Annotated in this window: 13 protein-coding genes; 10 read left to right on the top strand and 3 right to left on the bottom strand. The window is 74.2% G+C overall.

The features are described from left to right. Positions 1–17 precede the first annotated feature (17 nt). On the top strand, positions 18–767 hold the full coding sequence (locus tag ACGFMK_RS20890) for a hypothetical protein (protein WP_392765453.1): 750 nt from the start codon (positions 18–20) through the stop codon (positions 765–767). Here ACGFMK_RS20890 and ACGFMK_RS20885 read toward each other — a convergent pair. Continuing rightward, positions 688–2,403, bottom strand: a complete 1,716-nt coding sequence (locus tag ACGFMK_RS20885; RefSeq protein WP_392765551.1) for a GNAT family N-acetyltransferase — start codon at positions 2,401–2,403, stop codon at positions 688–690. The two genes, ACGFMK_RS20890 and ACGFMK_RS20885, sit on opposite strands and share 80 nt — an antisense overlap. 270 nt (positions 2,404–2,673) lie before the next feature. Between ACGFMK_RS20885 and ACGFMK_RS20880 the strand changes: the two genes are divergently transcribed. From ACGFMK_RS20880 to ACGFMK_RS20870, 3 genes are read left to right on the top strand one after another with little or no spacing between them, the layout of a single operon-like run. Further along, the gene (locus tag ACGFMK_RS20880; RefSeq protein WP_392765451.1) at positions 2,674–5,769 is read left to right on the top strand and encodes an amino acid adenylation domain-containing protein; all 3,096 of its coding nucleotides are present in this window, start codon (positions 2,674–2,676) and stop codon (positions 5,767–5,769) included. Continuing rightward, a complete protein-coding gene (locus tag ACGFMK_RS20875; RefSeq protein WP_392765450.1) occupies positions 5,766–8,894 on the top strand; it encodes an amino acid adenylation domain-containing protein in 3,129 nt (1,042 codons plus the stop codon). Before ACGFMK_RS20880 ends, ACGFMK_RS20875 begins: the two co-directional genes overlap by 4 nt. Then, on the top strand, positions 8,891–9,073 hold the full coding sequence (locus tag ACGFMK_RS20870; RefSeq protein WP_392765447.1) for an MbtH family protein: 183 nt from the start codon (positions 8,891–8,893) through the stop codon (positions 9,071–9,073). Before ACGFMK_RS20875 ends, ACGFMK_RS20870 begins: the two co-directional genes overlap by 4 nt. Before the next feature lie 33 nt (positions 9,074–9,106). On the opposite strand, the gene ACGFMK_RS20865 is transcribed toward ACGFMK_RS20870, so the two are convergent. Together ACGFMK_RS20865 and ACGFMK_RS20860 are read right to left on the bottom strand one after the other, a co-directional pair. Further along, positions 9,107–10,624: a BTAD domain-containing putative transcriptional regulator gene (locus ACGFMK_RS20865; RefSeq protein ID WP_392765444.1), complete on the bottom strand. Its 1,518-nt coding sequence runs from the start codon at positions 10,622–10,624 to the stop codon at positions 9,107–9,109. A gap of 122 nt (positions 10,625–10,746) precedes the next feature. Then, positions 10,747–10,959, bottom strand: coding sequence for a hypothetical protein (locus ACGFMK_RS20860; protein ID WP_392765442.1), 213 nt, complete (start codon positions 10,957–10,959; stop codon positions 10,747–10,749). Between the two features lie 129 nt (positions 10,960–11,088). On the opposite strand from ACGFMK_RS20860, the gene ACGFMK_RS20855 reads away from it, so the two are divergent. The 6 genes from ACGFMK_RS20855 (at position 11,089) to ACGFMK_RS20830 (ending at position 24,963) form a co-directional block, all read left to right on the top strand. Next, positions 11,089–12,930, top strand: coding sequence for an amino acid adenylation domain-containing protein (locus ACGFMK_RS20855; RefSeq protein ID WP_392765439.1), 1,842 nt, complete (start codon positions 11,089–11,091; stop codon positions 12,928–12,930). Further along, entirely contained in the window at positions 12,927–15,944 is a 3,018-nt protein-coding gene (locus tag ACGFMK_RS20850) for a type I polyketide synthase (RefSeq protein WP_392765436.1), read from the top strand. Before ACGFMK_RS20855 ends, ACGFMK_RS20850 begins: the two co-directional genes overlap by 4 nt. 100 nt (positions 15,945–16,044) lie before the next feature. Next, complete coding sequence (locus ACGFMK_RS20845) at positions 16,045–17,937, top strand: BTAD domain-containing putative transcriptional regulator (RefSeq protein WP_392765433.1); 1,893 nt, start codon at positions 16,045–16,047, stop codon at positions 17,935–17,937. 96 nt (positions 17,938–18,033) lie between these two features. Then, positions 18,034–19,236, top strand: coding sequence for an AMP-binding protein (locus ACGFMK_RS20840; RefSeq protein WP_392765430.1), 1,203 nt, complete (start codon positions 18,034–18,036; stop codon positions 19,234–19,236). Between the two features lie 34 nt (positions 19,237–19,270). Beyond that, positions 19,271–23,602: a condensation domain-containing protein gene (locus ACGFMK_RS20835; protein WP_392765427.1), complete on the top strand. Its 4,332-nt coding sequence runs from the start codon at positions 19,271–19,273 to the stop codon at positions 23,600–23,602. After that, complete coding sequence (locus ACGFMK_RS20830) at positions 23,599–24,963, top strand: MFS transporter (RefSeq protein ID WP_392765424.1); 1,365 nt, start codon at positions 23,599–23,601, stop codon at positions 24,961–24,963. Before ACGFMK_RS20835 ends, ACGFMK_RS20830 begins: the two co-directional genes overlap by 4 nt. Positions 24,964–24,982 lie beyond the last annotated feature (19 nt).

Raw genomic sequence — 24,982 nt, 5'->3', positions numbered from 1 at the left:
GCTTGGAGAGATCCGGTATGAGCTATGACGATGTCGAGGCGGAACTTCGGAGACATCCGAAGGTGCGGGAGTGCGTGGTCACCACGATCCACACCGGGTCACGGAACACGCTCGTGGCGTACGTGGTCACCAGCGGCCAGACCGATCCCGCGGAGATCCGGGCCTTCCTGTCGTCGTCCGGGCTGCGGTCCAACCGGATCCCCCAGGCCGTGATACCGGTGGACTCCCTGCCCCGCACCGGTTCCGGTGAGGTGGACCGCGCCGGCCTTCCCCTCCCGGTGCGGCCGGGACAGGCGGTGGGCGGCAAGCGGCCGCTGTCCGATTTCGGCGGCGGGGCGCCGGGGGTGGTCATGCTGGTCCTGGCGGTGGTCGTCGCTGTGGTGGCGTTCCTGATGACCGACGTTTTCTGGCCTGGCTCCACGGATCTGTCGGTGGTGCCCCAGCCGTGGGCCGGGCTGTTCACCGGGCTCTACGTGGCCGAATGTCTGTCCTTCGGCTTGGGTATCGGTTTCCTGTTCGCCGGCCGCGGGCGGTTGACCCGTCTGGGGCGTCCGCCGTGGCTGACCGCGCTCGCCCACCTGTCGGTGGTGTGGCTGCTGATCGCCTGGTGGCCGCAGGACAACCTCTACCGGCTCACCGCGAAGACCGACTGGGGCCGTCAAGCCGCTCTTGTTTACGGGTTCAACGTCACCTTGATGATCGCCGCGGCCGTGCTCGTCGCCTTCGCGGTCCGCGAGAATCGCGCAGGCCGGCCCGCAGATCGCTGAACATTTCGGCCAGGGCCGCGTTCGCACCGCGGACGGTGGTCTCCGCTTCCTCGAGAATCCGCTTGCTACGGGCCGCGATCGCCACGCCCAGGTAAGGCACGGGATCGAATGCCGCGGTCGGGATGGTGACCAGCAGGGTCGCGCCGAGTACCCGGCACTTCCGGGTTGTGCGGGCGACGTGGTCACGCAGTGGCCCCGCGGGCAGCCGTGCACCCAGCGGTAGCTGGTCGAGCGTACGAACGAAGTGGTGGCCTCCTCGCAGGCGATCGAGGGCGGCCTGGATGTGGAACGCGACGGCCGGTCCGGTGAGCCGCAGGTTGATCTCGACCGGGGCGAGGCGGCCTGACCGGTCGGTGACGAAATCGACGTCGTACCAACCCCGGTAGCGCTCCTGGGCCAACGCCCGGCCCACCGCGACCCCGAACGCGACGGCCGTGTCGGTGAGCGCCTCGGGCAGGACATCGCGACCGACGGTGACTCCGCGGTAGGCGGTTCCGTCGACGTCCATCAGCCCGACGCCGACCGGGTGCACTTCGCCATCGGAATCGATGACGGCGTCGAAGGTGGGATCGCGGTACGAGTCCGATCCCGCCACGTACTCTTCCACCAGTACGCCGTCGGCCCAGCGCCGGGCCAGGGCCCGGAGTCCTGCCGTCTCGGGGGACACGATCAGCGTCCCGGACCCGCCGACGCCGTACTCCCTCTTCAGCACCACCCGTGCCCCCGGCCCCAGTTCGCGGGCGAGCGCGCGCCGCGAACCGACCTGCCGTTGTGCGGGGACGACGATTCCCGGGTGCTCGGAAGCCAGCGCGCGGAACAGCGCGTGCGCATGCCTTTTGGACTCGTACCGGCCGATGGCTTCCACCACACCCTCGGGTGACGGGGCGATCGGTTCGAACGCCGCCGTCCGGCCCCACGGTACGGGTGATCCCCGGGAGATGAGCTGTCCCACCAGATCCGGCCGATCGAGGATCGCCTCGGACACCCGGCCGTCGCCGGCGATCCCGCTGTGTACCGCCACCTCGCCCCAGCCGAGCGCGGCGCCGAGGTCCCGGACCCACCAGTCATCGACGGGCTGGGGAAGGACGAGCATCGCGGGCCGTGGACCGCAGAACGCGGCCAGGCAGGAGTAGTGGTCGGGACCCCGCACATCGCCGGCGAACTGGCCGTTGAATTCGGCGACGTTGCCGACGTGGACCGTAGGTCCTCCGGCGCTCCACGCCACCGACCAGGACGGTTCCGGACGCACCGGCCACGCCACAAGCACCGGCAGGGCACGGCTCGCCCCCTGCTGGGCGACGCTGTGCCGTCGTGCCCCCATCGCCAGGTAGAAGCCCTCGGCGTGGGGGTCGGATTCGATCGTCACCTGCGTGAACCCCAGCCGCCCCGCCTCCCGCATCACATGCCGGTACAGCACGCGCCCCACGCCGCGGCCGATGGCGTCCGGCTCCACGAACAGGAGGCCGAGCCGACCATCCGGTGGATCACCGTCCAAAGTGGTCACACCCAGCACCGCTCCATCCCGTTCGGCGACCACCGTGCGCCGTTCGGCGACCTCGTCACGCCGAAGCCGAAGCTCATCCCGGCAGCCGGCCAGGAACTCCTCGTCGTAGCCCCAATACGCCTTGGAACGCATCGTCAGCCCGCTGAGCGCCTCGGCTTCGTCCGGCCGCGCCGCCCTCAGCTTCACAGCTTCGGTCAGGTCACTCATGCCAGGATGCTCTCACGGGGGCAGCAACAGAGCCCCCGTTCCACCACTGTCACTCCCGCGCCTGGTCGCCTGCTCACTCGATGGCGGCCGGCGGTCCGCCGCTGCCGGGCTCGGCGGTGTCGTTCAGCGTGGTGTTCAGGGATCCGCTGCTCCTCGTCTCGATACTTCGAGGCGTTGCTGGAGTGAGGGGGGTCCGTGGGTTCGCTTCGTCTCGACGAATGCTTTCTCGACCAGGTCCGCCGGCGGCCCGACGCCGTCGCGGTCTGTGGTGACACCACGCTGACCTACCGCCGGCTGGCCACCAGGGCTTCGGCGGTGGCCGCCGGGCTCAGGCGGCTGGGCGTGGAGCGGGAGACGCTGGTCGGCATGGCCTTCGCCCGTGGGGTGGACGCCGTCGTCGCCGCGGTCGGCATCGTTCTCGCCGGGGGTGCCTACGTACCCGTCAGCCCGGCCACGCCCGGGCGCCGGATCGGTGAGCTGCTGGCGGACAACGAAATCGGGATCGTCGTGGCCGAGGCCGGGGCCGTGGCGGTCGTCTCCGAAGCGGCGCCGGCGGGGGTCGAGGTCGTCGGCCTCGCCCAGGCCGAGGCGTGGGGGAGTGGTACCGGCACCGTCCCCGCGCCGCCTCCGCTGGACGAACGCTCGCCGCTCGCGTACGTGCTCTTCACCTCGGGGAGCACCGGGAAACCCAAGGGCGTGCTCATCGAACACGCCGGGATCTTCCGGATCACCCACGAGCCGCGGTTCCTCGCCTTCTCCGCCGGCGACCACGTCCTGCACGCCAGCCCGCTCGAGTTCGACGCCGCAACCATGGAGATCTGGGGCGCGCTGCTCAACGGCGCCCGGTTGTGCGTCGTCGACCCCGCGACCGTCGTCGTCCCGACCAGGTTCGCCGCCGCGCTGCGGGAGCACCGCGTCACCCTCGCGTTCGTGACCTCGGCGCTGTTCAACCAGCTCGTCGACGACGAACCGGGGATCTTCGCGCCGCTCGAGAAGGTGTTCACCGGCGGGGACGTCGTGTCGCCGCGGCACGTCAACCTCGTGCGCGAGCACTGCCCGGACCTGGCCCTGCACAGCGCCTACGGGCCGACCGAGAACACCGTCTTCACCACCCTCCACCCGATCGACACCGACTACGACCGGCCGATCCCCATCGGCAGGCCGATCGACGGCACCACCGTCCTCGTGCTCGACGAGGATCGCGCGCCGGTGCCGCCGGGGGTGGTCGGCGAGCTCTGCACCGGCGGGACCGGGATCGCGCGCGGTTACCTCAACCGGCCCGAGCTGACCGCGGAACGCTTCGTCGACGTCGACGGCGAGCGGTACTACCGCACCGGCGATCACGTGCACCAGGACGCCGACGGCCTGCTGCACTTCCACGGCCGGGTCGACGGGCAGGTGAAGATCCGCGGCCACCGCATCGAAACCGCCGAGGTGACCACGGCGCTGCTGACGCTGCCGGGGGTCCGCGACGCGCACGTCCGCCCGGTCGGTGACACCGTGCACGACAAGCGCCTCGTCGCCTACCTCGTCGCGCCGGACACCGGCGAGGCGGCCGTCCGGTCGGCGCTCGCGGCGGCCCTGCCGAGCTACCTGCTGCCCGACCAGTACGTGTGGCTGGACCGCTTCCCGTTGAACGCCAACGGGAAGATCGACGCCGCCGAGCTGCCCGAGCCAGCCTCGGCCCGGGCCGAGGCGCGGCACACCGAGGCGGAGGGACGGCTCGCCGAGCTGTGGGGCGAGGTGCTCGGCCTGCCACCGGAGACGATCGGCCCGGCCGAGGACTTCCTGGCGATCGGCGGCACCTCCCTCAAGCTCGGCGCGCTGCTGGGCAAGCTGGACCGGCGGCTCGGCGTCCGGCTCGGCTTCGCCGAGGCGATGCGGGCCCGCACGCTCGCGGAGATGACCGCGGCCCTGGCCGGCGCGGCCACCGGGGCCACCCCGCCGATTCCCGAGCCGGCGCCCGGTACCCGCGTGCCCCTGCACCCGCACCAGCTCGGCCTCTACGCGCATTGGGCGGCCGATCCGGACTCCGTCGCCTACAACGTGCCGGTGCGGCTGCGGGTGCGCGGGCCCCTCGAACCGGCGCGGCTGCGGCAGGCGCTGCGGGCGCTCGCCGGACGGCACGACGCGCTGCGGATGAGGTTCGTGCTCGCCGACGGCGGGGTGCGCCAGGTCGCGACGGCGGACACCGAAGTCGCCTTCGAGGTGCTCGACGGGCCGGTACCGGACGTGCTCGGCCGGTTCGTGTGCCCGTTCCGGCTCGACCGGCCCCCGTTGCTGCGTGCGCTCCTGATCCCGGCCGGGCCCGGCCGGCACGACCTCTACCTGGACGTCCACCACATCGTGCTCGACGGCCTTTCGCTGCGGGTCCTGGTCGCCGACCTGCTCGAGCTCTACCAGGGCGGCGAACCGCCCGCGCCGGCGCCGAGCTTCGCCGGTGCCGCGCAGTGGTGCCACGACCTCGGCGACGACCCGGCGGCCGAAGCGTTCTGGCTCGCCGAGCTGGCCGGGGCGCCGGGCCCGGACCTGGTCCTCGACCGCCCGCGGGGGACGCGGCGGGCGACGCGTGGCGCGGTGGCCCGCCGGGAGCTGTCCGAAGGCGACCTCGCCGGCATCGAGCAGGCCGCCCGGCAGGCCGGCACGACACCGTTCACCGCCGTGCTCACCGCCTACGCCGCGGCGCTCGCCCGGCGGTCCGGGCATTCCGGCTTCCTGATCGGCACCCCGACGAGCGGGCGCACCGCCCACCCCGACCTGGACGGGGTGGTCGGCATGTTCGCCAACGTGGTGGGGCTGCGGGCGGAACCGGCCCCCGGCGCGAGCCTGGCCGACCTGCTCCGGCAGCTCGAGGCCCGCCGGTCCGCCGCACTGTCCTATCCGGACTATCCGGCGGACCGGCTGGCCAAGCGGCTGGGCCGCCCGCGCGACCCCGCCCGCAACCCGCTCTTCGACGCGGTGTTCGCCTACCAGGACCTGGAGTTCTACGAGTTCGCCGAAGGCGGGCTGGCGGTCTCCGTCGAGCTGGTCAACCCGGGCACCACCCGGTACGACCTCAACCTGCAGGCCTACCGGCGGCCGGACCGGCTCGTGCTGGATCTCGAGTACGCGACCGAGCTCTTCGACGGCGCCAGCGCGGAAAGCCTTCTGGACGAGGTCCTGCGGGCACTGGCCGAACTGGTCGCGGCCCCGCGGACGCCGGTGTTCAGCACACCGTTCAGGGAGCTGCCGGAGGCTGGGACGGCACCGCGGCAGAACGCGGATTCGGCAGGAAGGGCGCCGGTCAGATGACAACCAGCACCGATCGCACGGCCGCGGCCGCGCTCCCCGAACCCGGCGGGCCCCGGCCGGCGGGCTGCCTGCACGAGCTGTTCGCCGCCCAGGCGCGGCGGACCCCGGACCGCGTCGCCGTCACCGACGGGCAGCGGGAACTGACCTACCGCGAGCTCGACGAGGCGGCCGACCGGCTCGCGATCCGGTTGCGGGCCGCCGGCGTGCGGCCCGAGGTGCTCGTCGGCCTGTGCGCCGACCGCGACGCCGACCTCGTCGTCGCCGTGCTCGGGGTGCTCAAGGCCGGTGGGGGCTACGTCCCGCTCGACCCGCGGTACCCGGCGGGCCGGCTCGAGTTCGTGCTCGCCGACTGCCGCTGCCCGGTCGTCGTCGGCCAGCGCCGGTTCGCCGGCCGGGTACCCGGCGTGCCGTTCGTCGCGCTCGACGAAGACCCGGGCGCGGCGGAACCGGAGCCGGCGGCCGCGACGGTGACGGCCCGGCCGGGCAACACCGCCTACGTCATCCACACCTCCGGCTCCACCGGGAAACCCAAGGGCGTGATCGTCAGCCACGCCAACGTGACCCGGCTGTTCGCGGTGACCCACGCGGAGTTCGGCGTCACCGCGGACGACACCTGGACGCTGTTCCACTCCTACGCGTTCGACTTCTCGGTGTGGGAGCTGTGGGGCGCGCTGCTGCACGGCGGCCGCGTCGTCGTGGTGCCCTACGAGGTCAGCCGCGACCCCGAGGCGTTCTGGCGGCTGCTGACCGGGCAGCGGGTCACCGTGCTGAGCCAGACCCCGTCGGCCTTCCGCCAGCTGATCCGGGCCGCCGGGGCGGCCGGCTGGCCGGACACCGCGCTGCGGCTGGTCGTGTTCGGGGGCGAGGCGCTGGAACCGGCCGCGCTGCTGCCGTGGTTCGACCGCTACGGTGACCGCACGCCGCAGCTGGTCAACATGTACGGCATCACCGAGACCACGGTGCACGTCACCGCGCGGCGGCTCGCCCACCGGGACGCCACCGGTGAGGGCAGTCCGATCGGGGCGCCGCTCGAAGACCTCCGGGTCAGCCTGCTCGACGCCGCCCTCGGCCCGGTCCCGCCCGGTCAGGCCGGTGAGGTGTACGTCGGCGGGGCCGGCGTCGCGGGCGGCTACCTCGGCCGTCCCGGCCTGACCGCCCGGCGTTTCGTGCCCGATCCGGACGGCCCGCCGGGCGCGCGTCGCTACCGCACCGGCGACCTCGCCGCCGTGCGGGACGGTGAGCTGGTGTTCCTCGGCCGGGTGGACGACCAGGTCCAGTTCCGCGGGTTCCGGGTGGAGCCCGCGGAAATCGAGGCCGCGCTCACCGCGCTGCCCGGCGTGGACGCCGCCGCCGTCGTCCTCCGCCACGACCGGGACGGCGTGGCGCACCTGGCCGGTTTCGTGGTGGCCGCCGCCGGTGCCGCGCTCGACCGGCGCGAGCTCCGGGGCGCGCTGGCGGAGAAGCTGCCCGCGCACCTCATCCCGTCGACCCTCGCCGAACTCGACGCGCTTCCGTTGACCGCCAACGGAAAGCTCGACCGGGCGGCGCTGCGGGACCGGCAGCCGGAACAGCACGCCGAACCTTCCACAGTGGACTCGAGCGGAGATCCGGCCGACGTGCTCGCCGGCATCGTCGCCGAGGTGCTCGGGGTCGGCCGGGTCGGCCCGGACGACGACTTCTTCGCGCTCGGCGGGGATTCCATGTCCGCGATCCGCGTCGTGTCCCAGGCGCGCGAGGCGGGTCTCGGGCTCAGCGTGCACGGCCTGTTCGAGCACCCCACGATCGCCGAGCTGGTCGCGGCCGGCCCGGACGGCGACGCCGGCGACGACTCCCCGGAACCCGGCACCGCCGACGAGCACGCGTACCCGGCCGCGCTCCTGCAGGCCGGGGTCATCTACGAGTGCGAGATCACCGAAGATCCCACGCTCTACCACGACGTCAGTGCCGTGCGGCTGTCCGGGCCGCTCGACGAGGACGCGCTGCGCCGCGCCTTGGACGCCGTTTCGGCCCGTCACGAACTGCTGCGCACGTCCTTCGACCTGGTCGGCCACCCGGAGCCGACGCAGCTGGTGCACGCGGCCGCGCCGATCCCGCTGACCCTGCTCGACGCGCCCGCCGCCGATCCCGGTGAAGCGCTGGAGCGGTGGTGGACGGGCCAGTGGCGGAAACCGTTCGACCTCGCCGCGGCGCCGCTCGCCCGGTGCCACGTCCTGCGCCACCCGGACGGCACCTGGCACCTCGCGGTGTCCGTGCACCACTCGGTGGTCGACGGGTGGAGCTTCGCCGTGGTCATGGCGGACCTGCTGCAGGCCTACGACCGGGAACTCGGCGGGGGTGGCGCACCGGCCGCGGCGCCCGGCGTGCGATACCGCGATTTCGTCGCGCTGGAACGGAAGGCCGCCGCCGATCCGGACACGGCCGCCTACTGGAAGGCCCTGCTCGACGGCTACCAGGCTGGTCCACTGTGGACCGGCGCCGGCTCGGAAGAGGAAATGCTGCTGACCGTGCCGCTGGAGGCGTCGCTGACCGCGCGAGTCCGCCGGTTCGCGGTCAGGTCCGGCGTGCCGCCGAAGTCCGTCTACCTCGCCGCCCACCTGTGGATGCTCGGCGAGCTCACCGGGACCGCCGACGTGCTCACCGGGCTCGTGACGAACGGCCGTCCGGAGCGCAGCGGCGCCGACGCCGTGGTCGGCATGTTCGTCAACACCCTCCCGCTGAGACTGGAGCTCCCGGACGGATCGTGGCGCTCGCTGGTCCGCGCCGCGTTCGAGGCCGAGCGAGCCCACCTGCGGCACCGGCTTTTCCCGCCGGCCGAGCTGCGGGCGGTGACCGGGTTCGGGCCACCCGACGTGCTGTTCAACTTCGCCGACTTCCGGGCCTACGACGGAGTCGGGGCACTGCGGGCGATCCGCGCGCACGAGTGGTGGTTCGGCGACCGCAACGGGTTCCCGCTCTCGGTGACGGTGGCCCGCCGGCCGGCGGCCCCGGAGTGGGACCTGTCCGTCCGGGTCGGCGCGGGCCGCGGCGGGCGCGCACTGGCCGGGGCGGCGTCCGGGCTGCTGCTGGACGCGCTCCGGCACATCGTGACCGACCCCGACGAGCAACCCGCAGGAGGGGCGAAGTGACCCACGTGGTCGTCGTCAACGACGAGGAGCAGTACTCGATCCGGCCGAGCGGCAAGGAGCTCCCACCCGGCTGGCGCGAGGCCGGGCGGACCGGCACCGAGGACGACTGCGCCGCCCACATCGAACAGGTGTGGCGGGACGTCCGGCCCCGCAGCGTCCGCGAAGGCCTGGTGGGCTGAAGGCGCTTTCAGCCCACCAGGACGATCGCCGGGTCAGGGACAGCCCGAAGCGGCGAGGATTTCCTTGAGATAGCCGTCGATGCGCAACTCGGGCCGCTCGGCGAGCTGGCGGGCGACCCCGCGCAACGCCGTCGGCCGGTATTCGCACGCCTCGGCGAGCTGGGCGATGCTGCCCGTCGGCTCGTCGTGCAGCCGGCGGTGGCCGGCGATCGCGGCGAGCAGATCACCCGCCTCCGCGGCCGACAGCGCGTCGAGCCGGATCGGTTCGACCCCGTCGCGCACGGTCAGGTCGTCGAGCCGGTGGCGGCTGGTCACGAGGACCCGGCAGGACGGCGTGCCCGGCAGCAGCGGCCGCACCTGCGCGGCCGACAGCGCGTCGTCCAGCAGGACCAGGGAACGGGTCGACGCGACCAGCGAGCGGTAGTCGGCCGCGGCTTCGTTGGGGTCGGCCGGAATCCGGTCCGCCGGGGTGCCGAGCGCGCGGAGGAACCGGCCGAGCGCCTCGGCGGGCCCGACCGGTGACGGGCCGGACCCGCGCAGGTCGAGGTACAGCGTGCCGTCGGGGAACTCGGCCGCGTTGCCGTGCGCCCACCGGGTGCACACCGCCGTCTTCCCGATCCCGCTGGGCCCGGTGACCAGCACCGGGCTGCGGCGCCGGACGAGCAGGTCGTCGAGCCGCCCGAGCACCTGGGTGCGTCCCACGAAGTGGTTGGCCTGTGCGGGAAGCTGCCGCGGCCGGGGTCGCGGGCTCCAGTCGGCGGGGCCGTCCCGGTGGGCGGCCGGCAGCAGCTCGCCCACCAGCTGTTCGACCGGCGTGCCCCGCAGGATCGCCACCTCGGTGGCCTGCAACTCCTTGGTCGGCTCGATGCCGAGTTCGTCGCCGAGCACGCGCCGGCCGTCCCGGAAGACCGCCAAGGCGTCGGCGCACCGGCCCGCGCCGTAGAGGGCGAGCATGTAACGGCGGCGGAAGCCTTCGTGCAGGGGATCGGTCGTGAGCAGCCCGGCCAGCTCGGGCACGAGGTCGGCGTACCGGCCCAGGGCCAGCCCGACGTCCAGCTGGTGGGCCAGCACGCGCAGCCGTCTTTCCGTGAGCCGGGCGGCTTCGGCGTGGGCGAAGAGGTCGTCGAGCCCGTCGAGCGGAGTGCCCCGCCAGGTCGTCAGCGCGGCGTGGAACAGGCGGCCCGCCTCGGTCAGGCGGCCGGCGGCGAGCGCGCTTTCCCCGGCGGCCACGGCGGTGTCGAACCGCACGAGATCCACGTCGGCCGGTGGCGCGTGCAGGATGTAGCCGGTGGGACAGGTTTCCACCGCCGCCGGGTCACCCTCGCTCGCGGCGAGCGCGCGCCGCACGGCCGCGACGTGGACGTGCACCTGGTTGCGCGCCGCTTTCGGGATGTCGTGCTCCCACAGCACCTCGATGATCCGCGACAGCGGGACGAGCTGGTTGGCCTTGGTGGCGAGGAGCGCGATGAGCAGGCGTTGTTTCCGCCGTCTGACCGGAACTGGTGCACCATGCTTGGTTATTTCGACGGGTCCCAGGACGTGAACGGTCATCAGACTCCTTGGTGTGGCCGGCACGAACCCGGATTTCGGTATCGTGCGAGGCGGTATTGCGCCATCGAGCTCGATCCGGACTTTCGGGTGGACTTCGTCGTCACCGCGGTTTTTGCCGCCGGTCAAACACGGAGTCTTTTCCCGGATCCCGATTGGGCGCTCGGAAAGCCCATGATGGTCATCATCCCCCAGAATTCCTGTGCTGCACCGGCCCCCAGGTCGGTGCTCGGCGTGCCCTCGAGCACGCTCCAGCCACTGTAGCGGAACGTTTCGATCTCGTCACGGAGATCGTTCTCGGGGTACGGCGCGGAAATCGATCGCGTGATCTGTTTCATATTCCGGACTGTTGTCACGCGAAAACGATCTTCACTCGAATGAACGTATCGGGCGCCCGATCGTCGCAATGGCGGGCGGGTTACCGCCGGTTCAGCGCTGAGTCAGTGTGGGACACGACCATTGCGTTCATGGGAGCCACCGAAGGAACGACGCTGCACGAACTGATCGCCGCGCAGACGCGGGCGGCCCCGTCGAAGATCGCGGTCACCGGGCCCGACGGCGACCTCACCTACGGCGAACTGGAAAGCCGGGCGGAGCGGGTGGCCGCGCGGCTTGCGTCGTTCGGCGCAGGGCCGGATCGCCCGGTGGGTCTCCTGGTCCCCCGTTCGGCGGCGATGATCACGGGCATGCTGGGCATCCTGCGGGCCGGCGGCGCCTACCTGCCCCTCGATCCCGAGTACCCCGAAACCCGGGTCGACGCCCTGCTTTCCGCGGCGGGCGCGGTGGCCGTGGTGACGACCCCGGAGCTGGCGGCGAGGGTCGCCGGGCGGCCCGTCGTCGTGCTGGGGGAGGACCACGGCGAGGTGGGGCCGGCCCGGCCGCCCACGCCCGCCTCGGCGTTGTGCTACGTGCTGTTCACCTCGGGTTCGACCGGCGAGCCCAAGGCTGTCGCGGTCGAGCACCGGCAGTACGCCCACTACCTGGACGGCCTGTCCGAGCGGATCGAACCGGGGTGGTCGTGGGCCCTGCTGTCCACGTTCTCCGCGGACCTCGGCAGCACCAACGTGTTCGCGGCGCTGACCACCGGCGGCCGGCTGCACGTGCTGTCCCGGGAACAGGCCGTCGACGCCGAAGCGCTGGCGGACTACTTCGCCCGGCACCGGATCGACGCGATGAAGCTGGTCCCGAGCCACCTCGCCGCCCTGGCGGGCGGGGACGGCACCGCCGTCGCCGGGGTGCTGCCGCGGCGGCTGCTGATCTGCGCGGGTGAGCCGTTGCCGCCGAACCTGGTCCGGCGGGTCCGCGCCGCCCGGCCGGAGCTGGCCGTCGAAAACCACTACGGGCCGACCGAAACCACGGTGTCGATGCTCGCCTACCCGGTGCCTCCCAACCTGCCCGAGACGGCGACGGTCCCGCTCGGCCGCCCGTTCCGGGGGGTGCGCGTGCACGTCCTCGGCCCGGACCACGAGCCGGTGCCCGACGGCGACACGGGGATCCTGGGCATCACGGGGGAGAACCTGGCCCGCGGCTACCTCGGTGCCCCCGCGTCGACCGCCGCCGTCTTCACGCCGTGTCCCGACGAGCCCGGTGCGCGGATGTACGTGACCGGTGACCTGGTCCGGCGGCTGCCGACCGGGGACCTGGAGTTCGTCGGGCGCGGTGACGACCAGGTCAAGATCATGGGCTACCGCGTCGAGCCCGGCGAGGTCGCCGCCGTCCTGGCCCGCCACCCGGGCGTGGGGCAGGCCGTCGTCGTGCCGCACGGCACCGGCGGCGAGCGGCGGCTGGCCGGCTACGTGACCGGGGCCGGCCTCACCGGCGCGGACGTGCGGGCCTTCGCGGCGGACCGGCTGCCGGAGCACATGGTGCCGTCGACGGTCGTGGTGCTCGACGCCCTGCCGCTGAACCCGAACGGCAAGATCGACCGCGCCGCCCTGCCCGACCCCTTCGGCGCGCCGGCCGGTGACCGGATCACGCCCGGTGCCGGGACGGCGGAGCAGGTCGCCGCCGCCTGGGCCGCGGTCCTCGGGCACGAGAACGTCGGCATGCACGACAACTTCTTCGACATCGGCGGGACTTCACTGCTGCTGATGCGGCTGCGGGCCCGGCTGGTCCGGTCGCTGGAACGGGAGATCTCGATGGTCACGCTCTTCCGCAACCCGACGGTGCACCTGCTGGTGCGCCACCTCGAAGCCGCCGGCGAGGCGGGCGCGCCGGCCGCCGAAGCGGACCCCGGCCGCGGCCGCAGCAGGCTGACCGCGGCCGCCCGCGATCGCCGCCGGGCGGCCATGAGCGGGGGCGAGCGATGACCGCGGAGCAGGCGACCGGACTCGAGATCGCCGTCGTGGGCATGGCCGGCCGGTTCCCCGGTGCCGGCTCGGTCGGCCGGTTCTGGGACAACGTGCTCGGCGGCGCCGAGCAGGTCACGTCGTTCACCGCGGACGACGCGATCGCCGCCGGAGTGGCGCCGGAACTGGCCGGACGGCCCGAGTACCGGCACGTCCACGGCGTGCTCGACGGCGTCGAGTACTTCGACAACCTGCTGTTCGGGTACTCGCCCCGGGACGCGGCCCTGCTCGACCCGCAGCAGCGCGTCTTCCTCGAATGCGCCTGGGCCGCCATGGAAGACGCGGGGTACGCCCCGCGCACCGGCGGCGCGCCGGTGGGGGTGTACGCCGGCGTCAGCCAGAACGCCTACCTGCTTTCGCACCTGCTGAAGACGCCCGGGGCCCTGGACCACACGAGCCCGCAGGAGTTCCTGCTGGCCACCGAAAAGGACATGCTGGCGGCGCGGGTCTCCTACCACCTCGACCTGCGCGGGCCGAGCCTGAGCGTCCAGGCGTCCTGCTCGTCGTCGCTGGTTTCCGTGCACATGGCCTGCCAGGCGCTGATCGCCGGTGAGTGCGAGATGGCGCTGGCCGGCGGGGTCACCGTCCACGTGCCGCAGCACGAGGGGTACCTGTACACCCCCGGTTCGGTGTTCTCCTCGACCGGGCACTGCCTGCCGTTCGACGCCGGCGCCGACGGGACGGTCTTCGGCAACGGCGTCGGCGTGGTCGTGCTCAAGCCGCTGGCCGACGCGGTCTCCGACCGCGACACGATCCACGCCGTCATCCTGGGTTCGGCGGTGAACAACGACGGCGCCCGGCGGATGAGCTTCACCGCGCCCGGGGTGGACGGGCAGGTCACCGTCATCCGCGCCGCGCACCGCGTCGCGGGCGTGGACCCGAGCACGATCACCTACGTGGAGACGCACGGCACGGGCACGTCCCTCGGCGACCCGATCGAGTTCGAGGCGCTGACCGAGGCGTTCGGCGGTGACGGCCCGCCGTGCACGCTCGGCACCCTGAAGGCGCAGGTCGGCCACCTCTCCGGGGCCGCGGGCGTCGCGGGGCTCATCAAAACGGTGCTGGCGCTGGAAAACGGCGTGCTGCCGCCCAGCCCGCACTTCACCCGGCCCAACCCCGACATCGACCTCGACGGTGGCCGGTTCCGCCTGTCCACCCGCGCGGCTCCGTGGCCGGACCACGGCGGACGGCGGCGGGCGGCGATCAGCTCCTTCGGCATCGGCGGGACGAACGCGCACATGGTCCTGGAGGAGCCGCCGGCCCCGGCCCCGGCTCCGGCCGAGCCGGCCGGGCGCGAGTACGAGGTGCTGCCGCTGTCCGCCCGCGAGGACGAGCCGCTGGCCGAGCTGGCGGACCGGCTCCGGGAGCACCTGAAGGCCCGCCCGGACGCCGGGCTGGCGGACGTCGCCGCCACCCTGCAGAGCGGCCGCACCCCGCAGCGCCGCCGGGTGGCCCTCGCCTGCGCGGACCTCGGCTCGGCGGTCGACGCGCTGGCCGCCCTGCGCCCGCCGGCGCTGGACGCCCGCGAGCGCGGGGTGGTCTTCATGTTCCCCGGCCAGGGCGCGCAGCGGACCGGCATGGGGCGCGCGCTGTACGAGACGGAGGAGACCTTCCGCGGCTGGATCGACGCCGCCGACGAGCGGCTGGACTTCGATCTCCCCGGCCTGCTGTACGCGGGGGATCCCGCCGAGAACGCACGGCTGCTGGCTCGCACCGCCTACACCCAGCCCGCCCTCTTCGCCGTCGAACACGCCCTCGCCCGCCTCTGGATGGAGCTCGGGCTCGGGCCGGCGGCGATGATCGGGCACAGCGTCGGCGAGTACGTGGCCGCCACCGTCGCGGGGTGCTTCGACTTCGGCACCGCGCTCGACCTGGTCGCCGAGCGGGCCCGGCTCATGCAGGAGCAGCCGCCCGGCGCCATGCTCACCGTCAACCTGCCGGTGGAGGAGGTGCTCCCGGTGCTCGGGGCCGACGTCGCGGTCGCGGCCGTGAACGGGCCCGCCCTCTGCGCGGTGTCCGGGCCGGTGCCCGCCGTGGCGGCGCTGGAGGACCGCCTGCGGGCGAAGGGCGTCACGTGCCGCCGGCTGCGGACGTCCCACGCCTTCCACTCGCCGATGATGGCGGGGGTGGCCGCGCGGTTCCGGCCCCGGCTGCGCGCCGCCGCGCCCCGGCCGCCGGAAATCCCGTTCGTCTCCAACCTGACCGGTGACTGGATCAGCCCGGACGAGGCCGTGGACCCGGAGTACTGGATCCGGCACCTGCTCGCCCCGGTCCGCTTCCACGAAGGGCTGGAACGGCTGCTGAGCGGGCCGCCTTCGGTGCTCCTCGAGGTCGGTCCGGGCGCCACCCTCCGCTCGCTCGCCGGCCGGACCGGCGACGACCGGGTCGCGCTCGGCGGCCTGCCCGGCCCGGAACGCGAGGCCGACGACCGGGCTTACCTGGCCCGGACGATCGGGCGCCTGTGGGAGGTGGGCGCCCCGGTGGACTGGTCCTTGTGGCGCCGGGGGACGTGGTCGCGCGTCCCGCTGCCGACCTATCCCTTCCAGCGACGGCGGCACTGGGTGGATCCGGTGCCCGGAACCGGGGTGGCACCCGCGCCCGCGGTGCCGGAGGCGGCGCACCGGCCCGTCGAGGCGACGCCGGTGGGGCTGCCGGAGACCGTCCTGCGCGTCTGGCGGGAGCTGCTCGGCATGGACGAGGTCGGGCTCCACGACAACTTCTTCGAGCTCGGCGGTCATTCGCTGCTGGCCGCCCGCATCGTCGCCAGGCTGGCCGACGAGACCGGCGTCCGCCTGCCCGGCGACGCGCTGTACGTGGCGCAGACCCCGGGGGAGCTCGTCGCCCTCACCGAGCAGCACGGCTTCGTGCCCGCCGGGGACGAGCCGCGGGATCCGGAGCTGGTGGCCCGGCTGATCGCGGAGATCGCGGAGATGTCGCCGGAAGAGGTCGAAGACCGCCTCCGCGAGGAAGCCTGACGGAACTCGGCTCGTTCAGCGAGGCGTTCAGCCCCCGCCGCGATGATGGTCTTGGCTGTGACCGGGAACCGCTGGGGGTATCCATGGATCGTGCGCGCCGTTGTCCTGTCCACCCGTCCGCCGGTGCACCACCGGCACCGCGAGCATGATGGAGTTCCGGATCCTCGGCTGCCTCCAGGTGCGCGACGGCGACGGGGTGATCGAGATCGCCGCCGACAAACAGCGGACCGTGCTGGCGGTCCTGCTGCTGCGGGCCGGGCAGACCGTGCCCGTGCACGAGCTGGAGGACCAGCTGTGGGGCGACGCTCCGCCGGGCAAGGCCAAGAACACGTTGCAGGCCTACGTCTACCGGCTCCGCCAGGCCCTGAGGTTCGACTCGGACACCGCGCTGGTGACCGAGCCGGGCGGCTACCGGATCGTGCTGCCCGACGGCGCGCTCGACCTGCACCGCTTCGAGCGGCTGGCGGCCCACGGACGCGCGGCGGTCAACGCCGGGCGCCCGGACGAGGGGTACGCCGCCCTGCAGACGGCCCTGGACCTGTGGCGGGGGCCCGCTTTCGCCGACGTGTCGGCCACGGCCCTGCAGGGTGACGCCCAGCGCCTGGAGGATCTGCGCATCGCCGTCGCGGAGGACGCCGCGGAGGCGGCGCTGGCGCTGGGACGGCAGGCGGAGCTGGTGCCCCGCCTGGAAACCCTGGTGGCCGCGCACCCCTACCGCGAGCGGCTGTGGGCGCTGCTGATGGTCGCGCTGCTGGGCATCGGCTGCCCGGCCGACGCGCTCGCGGCCTACGCCAGGGCCCGGGCCCGGCTGCGCGAGGACCTCGGGATCGAGCCGGGGCCCCAGCTGCGGCAGCTGCACCGGGACATCCTGTCCGGGCGGGCCGCCGGTTCCTGGTCCGTGGGGACCGCGCCCGGGCCGCCACGGCAGCGGGTCGCGGTCCGCGAACCGGTCCGGCGGGCGGCCGAGCTGCCCCGGGACACCTCGACGTTCGTGGGCCGCCGGGCCGACCTGGCCGCGGTCCGCGACTGGTTCGACGGGTCGGGATCGGGCCGGGTCGGGATGCTCAGCGGCCCGGCGGGAGTCGGGAAGAGCACGCTCGCCGTCCACGCGGCACACCGGCTCGCCGCGCACTTCCCCGACGGCCAGCTCTACGCCAACCTGCACACCGACCCCGGCAGCACGCCCGAACCGGCGGAGATCCTCCGCCGCTGGCTCCCCGAGCTGGGCGTCACCGCGTTGCCGTCCCGCGAAGAGGAGCTGGCCGCGGTGTTCCGGTCGGCGCTCGCGACCCGGCGGGTGCTCGTCGTCGTGGACGGTGCGGGCTGCCTCACCCACGTCAGCCCGCTCCTGCCCGGGGCGGGCACCTCCGCCGCGCTGGTGACCGGGAAGCGCGCGCTCACCGTGATCGACGGTTCCGTGCACCGCACCCTGGACGTCCCGGACGACGAGGAGGCCCTCGAACTGCTGCGCCGCACGGCCGGACCGGACCGGGTCGAGGCGGAGCCCGCGGCCGCGCGGACGATCGTCCGCCTCTGCGAGAACCTGCCGCTGGCGATCCGGATCGTGGCCGCGCGCCTGGCGGCCCGGCCGGAGCTGCCGCTGACCGGAATGGCCGACCAGCTCGGCGACGAGCGGCGGCGGCTCGACGAGCTCGCCTTCGGCGGGCTGACCCTGCGGGCCCAGATCCGGGCGGGGTACGACCGGCTGTCGTCGGCGGACGCGAGGCACGTCTTCCGGTTGCTGGGCGGCCGGCCGGACGCCGGCTCCGCAGGCGTCGACGCACCGGCGGTCGCCGCCCGCAGCGGGCTCGAGCCGGCCCGCGTCCGCGGTGCGCTGAACACCCTCGCGGACGTCCACCTGCTCCGTGCGCCGCGGGACGGGCGGTACCGGATGTCCACGCTGGTCCGGCTGGTCGCGGCCGAGCTGGGGCCCGAGCCGGGGGAGGCCAGGTCGCTGCAGGCGGCGGGCACGGGCCCGGCCGGCAGCGCGTGACCGCCGTCCCGCGTGCCGTCAGCGGCGCGTCAGAGCTCCGGACGAAGGTGGGGTGCGGGTCCACGGCCGCGCCGCAGGAAGGTGAACCAGCCAGCCATGATCAGTGCCTACGACCACCCGCCCGGCTGGGACACCATCCACGGCCTGTTCGAACGCCAGACCGCGGCGACCCCCGGAGCCGCCGCGGTCTGCCACGGGAGCACGGTGCGGACCTACGCCGAACTCGACGAGGCCGCGTGCCGTCTCGCGCAGCGGCTTCGTGACCGCGGCGCCCGCCGGGGCGGGTACGTCGGGGTGCTGCTCGACCGCTCTCCCGAACTCGTCGTGGCGCTGCTGGCCGTGCTGAAGTCCGGTGCGGCCTACATCGGGCTGGAGCCGGCCCACCCACCCCGGCGGCTCGGTGCCGTGCTCGCCGACGCGGGCGCGGCGCTGGTGGTCACCCGGACGGAGCTCGCGGGCCGGCTGCCCGCCGAGGCCGGCCCGGCGGTGCTGGTCGACGAGCCGTTCGCCGCGCGGCCCGGGACCGGCGTCCCGGCCGCGGGCGCGCGTCCCGGGGACCTGGCCTACGTCGGGTACGCCGCCGCCTCGGCCGGGAAGCCCGGCGTCATGGTCGAGCACCGGTGCGTGGCCGCCTTCCTCGCCGCGCTCGGCAGCCGCGTCGGCTTCGGGCCCGGTACCTGGACCCTGCAGTTCGCCGGGATCTCGTTCGACGCGCTCGTCGGTGAGATCTTCGGCCCGCTGACCAGCGGCGGTGCGGTGGTGCTGCCACCGCCGGGTGCCGACCTGCTCGGCGCGGGCCTGCTGCGGCTGCTCGAACGGGAGCGCGTCACGACGGCGTTCCTGCCGCCGTCGGTGCTCTCGGCGCTGCCGGCCGGGGAGCTGCCCCGGCTGCGCGTCCTCGTGGTCGGCGGCGAGGGGGTCCCGCGGGAGGTCGCCGAGCGCTGGGAACGCGGCCGGGACTGCCACAGCGCTTACGGCGCCGGCGAAACGACGTCGATCGCCGCGATGACCGGCCGCCGGCTGCCGGCGGTGGAGGCCTACGTCCTCGACGCCGATCTGTGGCCGGTCGCCTGCGGCACGGTGGGGGAGCTCTACCTCGGCGGCCCGACGGTGTGCCGCGGCTACCTGGGCCGGCCGGCCCTGACCGCCGAGCTGTTCGGGCCGGATCCGTTCGCGCGTGAGCCGGGGGCCCGGCTCTACCGCACGGGCGAGCTCGCGCGCGTCCTGCCCGACGGCCGGTTCGAGGTCGTCGGCCGGACCGGCGACCACGGCCGGCCCCCTGCCCGCGCCGCCCGGTGACGCGGCTGCCCACCCGGAGGAGCGGACGACTGCGATGACCAAGAACCTCGGTGACCTGCTCGACGGGCTCACGCCACAGCAGCAGGAACTGCTCAAGGCCCGGCTGGCCCAGCGCGCCGCGACCCCGGCGACCGGGACCCGCGACGCCGCGGCGTTCCCCCTGTCGCCCGCGCAGGAGCGCCTGTGGCTGGCCGACCGGCTCTCCCCCGGCCGTTCGGTGCCGGTCACCCTGGCGATCCGGCTGACGGGGCCCCTGGACCGGGACGCGCTGCGCGCCGCGGCCGGCGACGTCGTCGCCCGCCAGTCGGCGCTGCGCACGGTGTTCCGCGAGACGCCCGAGGGCCCCCGCCAGATCGTCCTCGAGACGTTCGAGCCGCCCCTGCCGGTGGTGGCCGCGGAGCCGGCCGGGCTGGCGCGGCTGGTCGCCGAGCGGATCCGGCCGGCGTTCGACCTGACGGCCGCGCCACCGCTCGCGATGACGCTCTTCGCGCTCGGCCCGCACGAGCACCTGCTCCTGATCTGCGTCCACCACATCGTCATCGACGGCTGGTCGACCGAGGTCCTCCTCGGCGACCTGATCGCCTGCTACGCACGCCGAACCGGCGGGGACGCCGAGCTGCCCGAGCTGCGCCTGCGGTTCGCCGACCACGCCGCCGCGGAACGGGAGGCGGTCGCCGGCGGGCGGCTCGCGCCGCAGGTGGCCTACTGGCGCGAACGGCTGGCCGGCGCACCGGCCCTTTCGACCGTTCCGCCGGACCGTCCCCGCCCGGCGGTGCCGAGCCGGCGGGGCGCGCACCTGGAGTTCACCGTCGACGGCGCCGTGACCGACCGGCTGGTGGCGGTGGCCCGGCGGCGGGGGGTCACCCTCAACACCGTGGTCACCGCGGCCTTCGCGACGCTGATCCGGCAGGCCACCGGGCAGGACGTCGTCCTGTTCGGCACCCCGGTCGCCCGACGGGGGCGGACCGAGCTCGAGCCGCTCGTCGGCAGCATCGCCGACACCGTCGTGACTCGCGTGGACCTGTCCGGGGAGCCGTCGGGCGACGAGCTGCTGCGCCGGGTCCAGCAGTCGGCCGCGGCCGCGGTGGCGCACCAGGACGTCCCGTTCTCCGAGCTGGTGCGGGAACTCGCGCCCGCCCGGCGGCTCGCGTACAACCCGCTGTTCCAGATCATGCTCAGCGTCAGCGAAATCGTGGTGGCGGCCCGGGACGCGGGCGGGGTCACCTTCACCCCGGAGCGCGTGGAAACGGGGACGACCGAGTTCGACCTGTTCCTGACGGTGCGGCGCGAGTCCGCGGGACTGACCGGCGTCCTCGGTTACAGCACCGACCTCTACCTGGCCGAGACCGCCGGGCACCTCGCCGACGGCCTGGTCACCGTGCTCACCGGGCTGGCCGAGGCGCCCGAACGGCCGGTCGGCGCCCTGGCGCCCCGCCGCGCGGTCGAGGTCGCCGCGTCCTTCACCGCCGACCCGATGGGCGAGGCGATGCGGTTCTGGTCCGGCTTCCACCGGGTTCCGCTCGACGCGCGGTTCGCGCCGTACGGCCAGGTCCTCCAGCAGCTGCTGGCCGGGGGCGGGAGCGACGCGCAGATCGTCCTCCTCCGCTGGAGCGACTGGTCCCGCCGCCGGGCGGACGGCGCTTCCGCCGGCTTCCTCGGCGAGGTCGTCGACGAGCTGCTCGCGGGCGTGGCCGCGTTCCGGTCCCGCACGGACACCCCCTTGCTGCTGATGGTCTGCCCGTCGGACGAGGGGACCGAAACCGCCGCGGCGGACGAAAAGCTGGCCCGGGGCCTGGCCGGCGTGCCCGGCGTCGAGGTGACGTGGCCCGCCGGGTTCGCCGCCGGGCTCGGCGTCACCGAGGTCGCCGACCCCACGGCCGACGCGCTCGGGCACGTTCCCTACACCGAGGAGTTCTTCGCGGCGCTCGGCACGCTCGCCGTGCGGCGGCTGCACGCGCTGTGGCGGACACCGCCGCCCGGCCCGGAACGGGCGGAGTACGCGGCCACGCACCTGGACACCGCCGCGCGGATCGCCGCGGCGGCCAGGCTCGCCGCGGACCCCGCGCCCGACCCGGACCCGCAGGAGTACGTGGCGCCGCGGACGGAGACGGAGAAACGGCTGGCGGCGCTCTGGGCCGACCAGCTCGGCACCGACGCGGTGGGCGTCCGGACGAGCTTCTTCGCGATGGGCGGGCATTCGCTGCTGGTCACCCGGATGCTTTCCCTGGCGCGCCGGGAGTTCGGGGTCTTCGTGCCGTTCCACGAGTTCTACGCCGACCCCGTGATCGAGGCCCTCGCCACCACGATCGACGTCGCGGACGAGACCGCGCCGGAGTCCGGCGGGCCCGCGGAGATCTTCCCGGCACCGCGCGACCGGCCGATCGAGCCGGCCGCCACCCAGAAACGGCTGTGGGCGCTCGCGCAGCTCGGTGTCCACGCGGGAGCGGTCACCTTCGCCGCCACCCTGACCGGCCCGCTCGACGAGGTGGCGCTGCACGCGGCGGTCGAGGACGTCGTGCGGCGCCACGAATCCCTCCGGACGACCATCGGCACCGAGCGGGGCCGCCCCGTGCTGATCGTCCACAAGGGACTCGACTGCTGGTGGCCCGGCACGGGGACCGAGGACGTCGCCACCGCGATCCGGGAGCTCGCGACGCACCCGTACGACCTGGAAACCGGGCCGCTGCTGCGGATCCGGCTGCTGCGCGACGGACCCGGACGGCACCACCTGCTGATCGGCCTGCACCAGGTGGTCTGCGACAACGAGTCCTGGCACCTGTTCCTCACGGACCTGGCCGCCGCTTACCGGGCCCGGCTGGGCCTGGGGGAGCCGCTGCCGCCGGTGCCCGTCCGGATGACGGACTACGCCGCGTGGGAACGGGATCGGCTGGCCGGCCCGGCGGCCGAGGCCGACGCCGCGTACTGGGCCGAGTGCCTGCGGGACGCGCCGCCGAGACTGGAGCTGGCGCGCGCCCGCGCGCAGCCGACCGGGGAAGCCGGGCTGCGGCACCAGCGACTCGGCGAAGGCCTCGGTCCCCGGGTCGGGGAACTGGCCAGGGTGACCGGCGTCAGCACGTTCGTCGTGCTGCTCACCGCGTACGCGCTGGCACTGGGCGAAGAATCGGGGCGGGGCGACGTCGTGCTCGGCGTGCCGTCCGCGGGCCGGGACCGCCCGGAACTGCAGGGCGTCGTCGGCCGCTTCGCCCACCTGATGCCGCTGCGCCTGAACCTGGCGGGGGCGACGACGTCGCGCGCGCTGCTGCACCGCGTGCACGAGGCGGTGCTGGACGCGCAGCGCCACCGCGGCGTGCCGTTCGCCCGGATCGTCGAAGTCGTCCGGCCGCCCCGCGAACGGGCCCACCACCCGGTCTTCCAGCACGCGCTCAACGTCGTCGGCGAGCGGGCGGCCGGGCTCGACCTGCCGGAGGTGTCCGTACGGGCGCTCGACACGCCGGTCGCGGCCACCCAGTACGAGCTGTTCCTCCACCTGCACTGGGAAAACGGCGAGCTGGGTGCCACCGTCGAGTACGACACCGGCCGGCTCGGCGACGACGTCGTGGCCGATCTGGTCGCCCGGTTCGAGTCGGCCGTGGCGGGCATGGCCGAGCGGCCCGACGACGCCGTTCCAGGGCCGCCGCTGAGCGAACCCGGTCCCCGAGCCGCCAGGCCGGAGCTGACCATCGCCACGACGGGCCCCGACGCCGGACGACTGCTGACCACCTTCGCCGGGACGCCCGGCCTCTCCGTCACCTCGCGGGTGTTCGGTACCCTGCTCGATCCCGCCGAGACCGACGGACTCACCGCGGTGGTGCTGCGCTGGGCCGACCTGATCGGGACACCGGTTCCCACCCGGCGCGGCACGCTCGTCCGCCGCGTGGACGACGCGGTCACCGACGTCGTCACGGCGGTCAAGGCCCACCGGTCCCGGACCGACCGGCCGCTGGTGCTGCTGACCGAGACTTCCGGCGGGGCGATCCCGCCCCGGCTGGAGGCCCGCCTCGACGCCCGGCTGCACGTCGAGCTGCCCGGCGTCGAAGTCCTCACCGGCCCGACGGCGGGCGAGATCGCCGTCGAGCGGCTCCGCCAGGCCTTCCCGCTTCCCGAACGGAAAACCGGCGAAGGGCCGCGCGACGACCGGGAACGGGCGCTCGCGCGGATCTGGGCCGAGCTGCTGGACCTGGACGTCGCCGGGATCGGCGTGCACAGCGACTTCTTCACCCTCGGCGGTGATTCCTTCCTCGCCATCCAAGCCGCCCACCGGGCGGGCGAGTCGGGGATCGCCGTCACCCCGGCGCAGTTCTCGGCCCACCCCACCATCGCCGAACTGGCCGCCCTACGCAGCGAAAAGGACGTGACTCGCCCATGAAACGCGCTTCGGGTTTCGCCGGATTCACCGTGATGTGGTCCGGGCAGATGCTGTCGACGGTCGGCACCCGGATGACGAACTTCGCCATCGGCATCAGCGTCTTCAAGGAGACGCACTCGGCGTTGAGCGTGACCCTGCTGACGTTCGTCGCCTTCGGGGCGACCGTCGCCTTCTCGCCGATCGCGGGGGTGCTGATCGACCGGTGGAGCCGCCGCACCACCATCATCGCCGCGGACGTCGGCTCGGCCGCGGTGACCCTGGCGCTGCTCGGCGTCTACGTCTTCGGCGATCCCCAGCTCTGGCAGCTGTACGTGGTGAACTTCCTGACCGGCGCGTTCCTCGCCTTCCAGGTGCCCGCGTACGGCGCCGCCATCACGCTGATGATCGAGAAGGGCGGTTACACCCGGGCCAACGCGATGATGGGCCTGCTGCGGGCGGCGCCGTACGTGGCCGCGCCCGCCATCGCCGCACCCCTGGTGTCGGCGTTCGGCCTCGCCCCGGTGCTCGCCGTCGACGTGGTCTCGGCGTTGGCGGCGATCGCCGCGGTCTACGCGATCACGCTGCCGCCCGACCCGGTCCGCGAGCCCGTCACGGCGGCGGACGGGTCCGCGCTGACCCGGTTCCGGCGGGACTTCACCGTGGGCTTCAGCTACATCGCGCGCCGTCCGCCGCTGGTCGGGCTGCTGTCCATCATGATCGCGATCAGCTTCCTGTCCGCGCTCGGCTGGGTGCTGTTCCCGCCCCTGATCCTCGCCCGCACCGGCGACTCGGCCAACGCGGTCGGCATCGTCCAGGTCGTCGGGGCGATCGGCGGCACCGGGGCGGGCGTCCTGCTGGCCATGCTCAAACCCACGGACAAGAAGATCGTCCGGATGCTCGTCGCGATCCTCGTCCTCGGCGTGCTCGGCCGGATCCTCTTCGGTTTCGACAGCATCTGGGTCTGGTCGATCGCGCTGTTCTTCGGCTGGGGCGCCCTGCCGTTCATCGACGGCTACAACCAGACCATCTGGCAGGAAAAGACGCCGCCGCGCCTGCAGGGCCGCATCTTCGCGGTGGTCCAGATGGTCGAGAACATCGCCAGCCCGCTCGCCTACCTCGCCGCCGGGCTGCTGGCCGACGACCTCCTCGAGCCCGCCATGCGCTCGGGCGGGTGGCTCGCCTCGGTCTTCGGCCCCCTCACCGGCACCGGCCCGGGGGCCGGGATCGCCGTCCTGTTCATCGTGTCCGGTGCCGGCGCGGCCGTGGTGGCCCTCGTCGGCTTCCTCACGCCCGCCATCCGGAACGCGGAATCCCTGCTGCCGGACGGGGGCGGCGAGGTCGAGCCCGCCCCGGCCGCGCCCGGCAACGCACCCGCCCGCTGAGCCCACGCGAAGGAGCCAT

It is taken from the genome of Amycolatopsis sp. NPDC049252 (assembly GCF_043197175.1).
GTDB lineage: Bacteria > Actinomycetota > Actinomycetes > Mycobacteriales > Pseudonocardiaceae > Amycolatopsis.
Note: the sequence above shows the minus strand (reverse complement) of the source record. Positions and strands in the feature narration are given on the sequence as shown.